Here is a 7,545-nt window from a genome sequence, read left to right as displayed (position 1 = left end):
GCCGAAAACGGGATCGAGCTCGAACTCGGCTAGCGCCTCAGACAATCGCTCGCCCTGATCCGTTTTCGGCTGCGCTCCTCGGCCCAGCCCGACGGGTGATGGAAAAAATGCGGGGGCAGAAAATCCGGAGTCGTGGAGGCGCGTAGCGCTTCCACGACGGGAATCCCAACAGACGGTCATGTGTGCACGCGAGCGCAGTACACGCGGCCAAATGAGGCTCCCTTCCATCGCCCAGCGGGGCGAGGGAAGGGCAGGGGGTTGGGAGTGGGGAGTTGAAACTACTGTCCGGAGCGAGCCTGGGGCGGAGGGTGACACGCAGTGAACCAGCGCGGGGGCCCTGATTTGCCGTGCACAATCGCACCATGAGCCCTGCCATCACCCTGTCTGGCGCCGGACTGCGCTGCGAGATCAAGCCCGAGCTGGGCGGCTGCATTGCCGGCCTGTGGCTGGACGATGTGCCGGTGTTGCGTTCGACGCCGGCCGCCGAGCTCGCCACCGTCCGTCTTTCGGGAAGTTACCCGCTGGTGCCTTTTTCCAACCGCGTGGGTCACGCCACGCTCAAGTGGCAGGGCACCAGCCATCCCCTGGTGCAAAACAACGGCCCCGAGCCGCATGCCATCCACGGCATCGGCTGGCAGCGGCCCTGGCAGGTGCTGGAGCAGGACGGCCAGCTTCTGATGCTGGCCTGCGAACACCGCGCCGACGCGTCCTGGCCATTCGCCTTTGATGCCTCGCAGACCTTTTGCCTACGCGGCAATGTGCTGGAGTTGACGCTCAGCATGACCAACCAGTCGGCGGTGCCGGCGCCGGCCGGGCTTGGCTGGCACCCCTATTTCGTCAAGCGTCCTGGCAGCCATGTCGCCTTCGAGGCGAGCGGGCGCTGGGAGATGAGCGGCGAGAAGCTGCCCACCCATCGCGAGCCTTCGGCCGGGCTGGACACCGACTGCAGCGGTCTCGATGTGGACCACTGTTTCGACGGCTGGACCGGCAGCGTCAGCCTGCGCGACGAACTGCTGCACACCCGCATCAGCGCCAGCCTGAGCCGGCTGGTGGTCTTCACCAACGCGACGCGCGACTTCGTGGCGATCGAGCCGGTCAGCCATGTCAACAACGCCGCCAACCTGTTGCAGTCCGGTGCTGCGCTCGCCGAAGACCTGGGGCTGGAGGTGCTGGCGCCGGGCGAATCGATGAGCGCGCAAATGAGCATTCAGGTGGAGCGCGCGCGGTGAGTGCGGTCTGGCAGGTGGTATCCAGCGCGCCTTGTGAAGTTGGCGAGTCACCGTTCTGGCATCCGCAGGAGCAATTGCTGTATTGGGTTGATATCCCGTCAAGGAAGATTCACCGCTGCAATGTGTTCATGGGAACGGTAGAAAGCTGGGCCATGACCCCACCGCATGCGCTGGAGCCTGGCTGCATTGCACCGGCGGCTGGCGGTGGGCTGGTGATCGCGCTGCGCGACGGTATCTACCGCGCACAGCGCTGGGGTGGGGCGCTGGAGCAACTGGCGGCGGCTGATCACGATACGGCGACCACCCGTTTCAACGACGGCAAGTGCGACCCGCAGGGGCGCTTCTGGGCCAGCACGATTTACGAGCCGCGCGATGCGCGAGACGCCGCGCTGTTTTGCCTGCAGGGCGATGGGTTGACCCGCATGGCCGAAGGCGCCACCGTCGGCAACGGTCTGGCCTGGTCGCCCGACAGCCGCACCCTGTACTGGTCCGACACCACTGCGCATCTGATCCGCGCCTGGGACTGGGACGCGGCCGGCAATGTCCTGTCCGGCCCGCGTGTGTTCATGCAGTTTCCCCTCAAGCTGGCGGGCTGGTTGCCCGGCCAGCCCGGTTATGGCGGCCGGCCCGACGGCGCGGCGGTCGACAGCCAGGGCAACTACTGGGTCGCGATGTTCGAAGGCGCGCGCGTGCTCAAACTGTCGCCGGCTGGTAAGCTGCTGGCCGAAATCGTGACCCCGATGATGTGTCCAACCATGGTGTGTTTTGGCGGCGACGATCTGCAGACCCTGTACCTGACCAGCGCGCGCCATGGCCGGCCAGCCGCTGAGCTGGAGGCCATGCCGCTGTCCGGCGCCGTGTTGTCGCTGCGCGTGGACGTGCCGGGGTTGCCGGTCAACTTTTTTGCCGGGTAACGACGATCGCGGGGGTTGGTTTCGCTGCCGTAAAAAATAGAACGGCAGCCGTTCAAAAAAATCAAACTGCTGGCTCCTGGCCCGCCTTACCATCACTGCCATGGATTCAGCGCTTTTATTGATCACCGAACAGGTGCGGGCAGCCGCAGCAGCCGGCACCGCCCTGCGCATACGCGGCGGCGGCAGCAAGGACTTTTACGGTGAGCCGGCTGTGGGCGAGTTGCTGGACACCCGGCCGCTGAGCGGCATCACGAGTTACGAGCCGAGTGAGCTGGTGGTCACGGTGCGCGCCGGCACCCCGCTGGCCGAACTCGAAGCCGTGCTCGCCGAACGCGGCCAGTGCCTGCCGTTTGAGCCGCCGCATTTCGAGGGCGGCGCGACCGTCGGAGGCATGGTCGCTGCAGGTTTGAGCGGTCCGGCGCGTGCCAGCGTCGGCGCTGTGCGTGACTATGTGCTCGGTGTGACCCTGCTCAACGGCCGGGCCGAGCTGCTGACCTTTGGCGGCCAGGTCATGAAAAACGTCGCCGGTTACGACGTGTCGCGCCTGATGTGTGGGGCCATGGGTACGCTGGGCCTGATCACCGAGGTCAGCCTCAAGGTGTTGCCTCTGGCCCCGGCCGAGGCCACGCTGAAATTCCAGATGAGCCAGGCCGAAGCGCTGACGCAACTCAACCGCTGGGGCGGCCAGCCGCTGCCGCTCAATGCGAGCTGCTGGGTCGACGATGGCGGCACGCCCACGCTTTACTTGCGTCTGCGCGGTGCAGTCGCCGCGGTAGAGGCGGCTTGCAAGTCGCTGGGCGGCGAGCGCCAGGACAACGCTGTCACCGCACCCGACTGGAATTTGTGCCGCAACCAGCAACTGCCCTGGTTCCTGACGCGCGGCGCGCGCAACCTGTGGCGCTTGTCGGTGCCGCAGACCGCCCCCGTGCTGGACCTGCCTGAGGCGCCGCTGGTCGAGTGGCACGGCGGCCTGCGCTGGGTGCGCGCCATGCCCGACGATGCCTCCCGCCTGCGCTCTGCCGCCGCAGCGGTGGGTGGAAGCGCTACGCTTTTTATAGCTGATGACGCTCATATTGAAAGGGTTGGAGGTCGATTTGATACCTTGAAACCACCGCTGGACCGGATCCACCGCCAGTTGAAAAAAGAATTTGATCCTGCCGGCGTCTTCAACCGCGGCCGGCTGTATCCCGCTATTTGACGGGCGCCCTTCATGCAAACCCACCTTGCCCCCGAATTCAAAAACAGTCCCGACGGTCTGGCCGCCGAAGCCATTTTGCGCAAATGTGTGCACTGCGGTTTTTGTACCGCCACTTGCCCGACCTACCAGTTGCTCGGTGATGAACTGGACGGCCCGCGCGGGCGCATCTACCTGATCAAGCAGGTGCTCGAAGGTGAAGTGCCGACACGCAAGACCCAGATGCATCTGGACCGTTGCCTGACCTGCCGCAACTGCGAAACCACCTGCCCCAGCGGTGTGCAATACGGCCATCTGGTCGACATCGGCCGCAAGATTGTCGATGAACGTGTGCCGCGCCCAGCCAGCGAAAAAGCCCTGCGCTGGGCGCTGAAAGAGGGGCTGCCCTCCCCGCTGTTTGCGCCGGCCATGAAGCTGGGCCAGGCCGTGCGTGGTCTGCTGCCGGCGGCGCTGAAAGCCAAGGTGCCGGCACCGCAAGCGGCTGGGATCTGGCCGCAGCGCGAACATCCGCGCAAGATGCTGATGCTGGCCGGTTGTGTGCAGCCGGCCATGATGCCCAACATCAACGCGGCGACGGCCCGTGTGCTCGACGCCGCCGGCATCCAGACCGTGCTGGCGCCCAAGGCCGGTTGTTGCGGCGCCGTCAAATTTCATTTGAACGATCAGGATGGTGGCAAGGCCGAGATGAAGAACAACATTGACGCATGGTGGCCGTTGGTCGAAAGCGGGGTAGAGGCCATTGTCATGAATGCGTCTGGCTGTGGCGTCACGGTCAAGGAGTACGGTTACCACCTGAAGGATGATGCGGCCTACGCGGCCAAAGCCGCGCGTATCAGCGGCCTCACGCGTGACCTCAGCGAACTGCTGCCCGAACTGGTGGCGCCGCTGCGTGCGAAGGTGTCGGCCCAGGCCGGTAACATCGCCTTCCACCCGCCCTGCACGCTGCAGCACGGCCAGCAGTTGCGCGGCGGGGTTGAAAAATACCTCGGCGAGCTCGGCTTCAAGCTCAGTACCAGCGCCAACGAAGCCCACCTGTGCTGCGGCTCGGCCGGCACTTATTCGGTATTGAACCCGGAGATTGCCACACAACTGCGCGACCGCAAGCTCGGCCATCTGGGCGCGATGGCGCCCGGGGTGATTGTGTCGGCCAACATCGGCTGCATCACACACTTGCAAAGCGGTACAGCCACGCCGGTACGGCACTGGGTCGAGCTGCTGGACGAAGCGCTTGCCAGCACTGAGTAGCTATCAAATAGATAGCTGTTAACGCTTGCTGCGTAGGGGCTGGCGCCCGATTTGACCTTGAATCAGGCGGCCAGCGCCGCTTCCACGTCTTTCGCCAGGCCGGCCGGCTTGTCGGTAGGCGCATAACGCCGGATCACCTGGCCGTCCTTGCCGACCAGGAACTTGGTGAAGTTCCACTTGATGGACTTGCTGCCGAGCAGGCCAGGTGCTTCGGCCGACAGCCATTTGTAGAGCGGGTGCGCAGCCGGGCCATTGACATCGATCTTGCCCATCATCGGGAAACTCACGCCGTAGTTGACCTGACAGAACTCGGCAATCTCGCCGTCGGCGCCCGGATCTTGCGAGCCGAACTGGTTGCAGGGGAAACCCAGCACCACCAGGCCCTTGCCGATGTAGGCCTTGTGCAGCTCTTCAAGGCCGCCAAACTGTGGCGTGAATCCGCACTTGCTGGCGGTGTTGACGATCAGCATGACCTTGCCTTTGAATTCCGAAAGCGAGATGTCCTGCCCGTTGATCTGTTGCGCATTGAAGTCGTAAATGCTGCTCATGGTGGGCTCCTCCGGGTGGTTCCTGCCACTGTACTGCAGCCAGGGTTTTAAACGAACGGAAAATCAGCGAGCGCACGTGGCGTTTATTTTCTCGAGGGCGCCATGGCTGCGAGCAAGGCAGCCAGCACGATGAGACTGCCGCCCACAAGAATTCGCGGGCTGAATTCGGCGGCGCCCAGCAGGGCGGCAGACCCGCTGGCAAACAGGATCTCGGTTAGCATCACAATCGCCGTGGTGCTGGCGGCCAACCGCGCCGCGCCATATTGCAGCGCCATGTTGCTGACCAGAAAGGCCAGGCTCAATCCCAGCGCCACCGGCAGCCAGGCGCTGCTCCACAGCGGTGCGCTAACGATACCGCCGGCCAGTCCCAGCAGCGCCGCAGCGCTGGCCAGCATGGCGCCGCCGCCGAACATGGCCATCATGCGCGACGCGCTGGGCGTGTACTCCAGCTTGCGGAGCATCACATTGGTGCCGGCAAAACTGAGTCCGCCCATCAGGGCCAGCCAGTCGGCCGCGTCCTGCGGCACTGGCCAGGGGGAGGTCGGCTCCTTGAGCACGATCAGCACGCCGGCCATGGCCAGCAGCAGGCGCAGCAGCGATGCGCGTGTGGGTCGCTCGCCCAGCACCGCCCAGGCCAGCAACACCGACCATGCCGGCATCAGGTAAAACAGCAGTACCACCCGCACCACATCGCCGACGGTGACGGCCCAGTTGAAGCCGACATTGGTCAGGCCTGCGGCGATGGCCAGCCACCAGAGCTGCGGATGCTGCGCGAAGCTGCGCCAGGCGCCGGGCTGCCAGGCCCAGATGCAGGCCAGGCAGAAAAAGTAGATCAGCGCGGTGGACCACAGGGGGTGCAGGCCCATGGACTGCAATTCGCGAAACGGCCACCAGGACACGCCCCAGACGAAGGCGTTGCAGACCAGGGCGCCTACGGGTACTAAAGCCCCACGGTCTTTCACTGTTTTCCGTTCGTCCTGAGCCTGTCGAAGGATGCCCCCGAGGGGCCGTCGCTTGCCCGGGGCGACCCTTCGCCGCGCGTGCCGGTGCCACGGCCATTCACTGCGCGTCCCCTGCCTGCATCAGTGCGACTTGTCGCTGCGGGCGATGCTCAGCAGGTGGTCCACCTGCTCTTTGTGCTTGATGCAGTTGCTCTTGTGCCAGCGCTGGATCAGCCACATGAAGCCCGCGACCACCACGCCGAAGGTGGTGATGGCACCGAAGGCCGACAGACCCATGCCGGTGGACATGCTGTAACCGGCGCCCAGTGCCAGGATGCAGGCCTGCTCGTTGAAGTTCTGCACTGCAATTGAGCGACCGGCGCCCATCAGGTTGTGGCCGCGGTGCTGCAGCAAAGCATTCATCGGCACCACCAGAAAGCCGCCCAGGCCGCCCAGCAAAATCAGGAAGGGCGCGGCAACCCAGACGTTGCTGATGAAGTTCATCAAAATCACCAGCACACCCATCGCAATGCCCAGTGGCATCACCATGGTCGCGTGCTCCAGCCGCATGCGCATCGATGCCACGATGGCGCCGACCGCCGTGCCTATGGCCACCACACCGACCAGCGACGAGGCTTGCGTGGTGCTGTAGCCTAGCGCGGCGGCGCTCCAGGCCAGCACGATGTAGCGCAGGTTGCCCGATACGCCCCAGAACAGCGTGGTGGTCGCCAGCGAGATCTGGCCGAGCTTGTCGCGCCACAGCGCCGAATTGCAGTTCCAGAAGTCCGGCAGCAATTCGAGCTTGTTGCGCGGCATCGGCCGCATCTCGACGCCCGTGTGCGGAATGCGCGTGTTGAACCAGGCCGCCAGCGCGTAGATGATGACCAGCACGCAAATGGCGGCTTCGGGCGGTGTGTCGATGCCCGTAGCGAAAATCGGGAAGTCAAACGACAGCAGCAGGTGTGACACGGAATGACCGACCAGCTGGCCGCCGAGCAAGACGCCGAGAATGATGGAGGCGATCGTCAGGCCCTCGATCCAGCCGTTGGCCTTGACCAGTTGCGAAGCCGGCAATAGCTCAGTCAGGATGCCGTACTTGGCCGGGGAATAGGAGGCGGCGCCCAGGCCGACAATGGCGTAGGCCATCAGGGGATGGGTACCGAACAGCATCATCAGGCAACCGATCACCTTGATCGCGTTGCTGATGAACATGACCTTGCCTTTGGGCTGCGCATCGGCAAACGCGCCGACAAAAGGCGCGAGCACGACATAAAACAGCGCAAACATCGGCACCAGGGCAGCCGGCTGCCATTTGGGCGCGCCACTGGTCCGCAGTAACTCGACGGCGACGACGAACAGCGCGTTATCAGCCAGCGAGCTGAAAAACTGGGCCGCCATGATGGTGTAAAAACCGCGCTTCATTAAACTGTTTTGATCACCATTGCGAACACACCAGGCCGCCTGGTGCTGCGA

The 7,545-nt window shown here is 64.5% G+C and carries 7 protein-coding genes; 4 read left to right on the top strand and 3 right to left on the bottom strand.

The genetic code is table 11. From position 1 onward, the window contains the following. Positions 1-362 precede the first annotated feature (362 nt). The 4 genes from ACH2CW_RS12120 to glcF all read left to right on the top strand — a co-directional run bounded on the left by ACH2CW_RS12120 (position 363) and on the right by glcF (position 4,583). Positions 363-1,229, top strand: coding sequence for an aldose 1-epimerase (locus tag ACH2CW_RS12120; protein WP_395058424.1), 867 nt, complete (start codon positions 363-365; stop codon positions 1,227-1,229). Beyond that, complete coding sequence (locus ACH2CW_RS12115; RefSeq protein WP_395058422.1) at positions 1,226-2,143, top strand: SMP-30/gluconolactonase/LRE family protein; 918 nt, start codon at positions 1,226-1,228, stop codon at positions 2,141-2,143. The genes ACH2CW_RS12120 and ACH2CW_RS12115 overlap by 4 nt, the downstream gene beginning before the upstream one ends. A gap of 100 nt (positions 2,144-2,243) precedes the next feature. Then, positions 2,244-3,341 carry a glycolate oxidase subunit GlcE gene (gene glcE, locus ACH2CW_RS12110; protein ID WP_395058421.1) on the top strand — a complete coding sequence of 366 codons (1,098 nt, stop codon included), beginning with the start codon at positions 2,244-2,246 and terminating at the stop codon, positions 3,339-3,341. A 12-nt stretch (positions 3,342-3,353) separates the two neighbouring features. Continuing rightward, positions 3,354-4,583, top strand: a complete 1,230-nt coding sequence (gene glcF / locus ACH2CW_RS12105; RefSeq protein WP_395058419.1) for a glycolate oxidase subunit GlcF — start codon at positions 3,354-3,356, stop codon at positions 4,581-4,583. Between the two features lie 62 nt (positions 4,584-4,645). On the opposite strand, the gene ACH2CW_RS12100 is transcribed toward glcF, so the two are convergent. The 3 genes from ACH2CW_RS12100 to lplT all read right to left on the bottom strand — a co-directional run bounded on the left by ACH2CW_RS12100 (position 4,646) and on the right by lplT (position 7,494). Beyond that, positions 4,646-5,131: a glutathione peroxidase gene (locus ACH2CW_RS12100; protein WP_395058417.1), complete on the bottom strand. Its 486-nt coding sequence runs from the start codon at positions 5,129-5,131 to the stop codon at positions 4,646-4,648. Positions 5,132-5,214: 83 nt separating this feature from the next. Then, positions 5,215-6,093 carry a DMT family transporter gene (locus ACH2CW_RS12095; RefSeq protein WP_395058415.1) on the bottom strand — a complete coding sequence of 293 codons (879 nt, stop codon included), beginning with the start codon at positions 6,091-6,093 and terminating at the stop codon, positions 5,215-5,217. 120 nt (positions 6,094-6,213) lie between these two features. Then, a complete protein-coding gene (lplT, locus tag ACH2CW_RS12090; protein WP_395058426.1) occupies positions 6,214-7,494 on the bottom strand; it encodes a lysophospholipid transporter LplT in 1,281 nt (426 codons plus the stop codon). Positions 7,495-7,545: the final 51 nt, after the last annotated feature.

Origin of the sequence: Polaromonas sp. (assembly GCF_043778355.1) — a bacterium.
GTDB lineage: Bacteria > Pseudomonadota > Gammaproteobacteria > Burkholderiales > Burkholderiaceae_C > Polaromonas.
Note: the sequence above shows the minus strand (reverse complement) of the source record. Positions and strands in the feature narration are given on the sequence as shown.

Coding starts and splice junctions, on each gene's coding strand:
- ACH2CW_RS12120 (WP_395058424.1), top strand. CDS start 363: ATGAGCCCTGCCATCACCCTGTCTGGCGCCGGACTGCGCTGCGAGATC.
- glcE (WP_395058421.1), top strand. CDS start 2,244: ATGGATTCAGCGCTTTTATTGATCACCGAACAGGTGCGGGCAGCCGCA.
- glcF (WP_395058419.1), top strand. CDS start 3,354: ATGCAAACCCACCTTGCCCCCGAATTCAAAAACAGTCCCGACGGTCTG.
- ACH2CW_RS12100 (WP_395058417.1), bottom strand. CDS start 5,131: ATGAGCAGCATTTACGACTTCAATGCGCAACAGATCAACGGGCAGGAC.
- lplT (WP_395058426.1), bottom strand. CDS start 7,494: ATGAAGCGCGGTTTTTACACCATCATGGCGGCCCAGTTTTTCAGCTCG.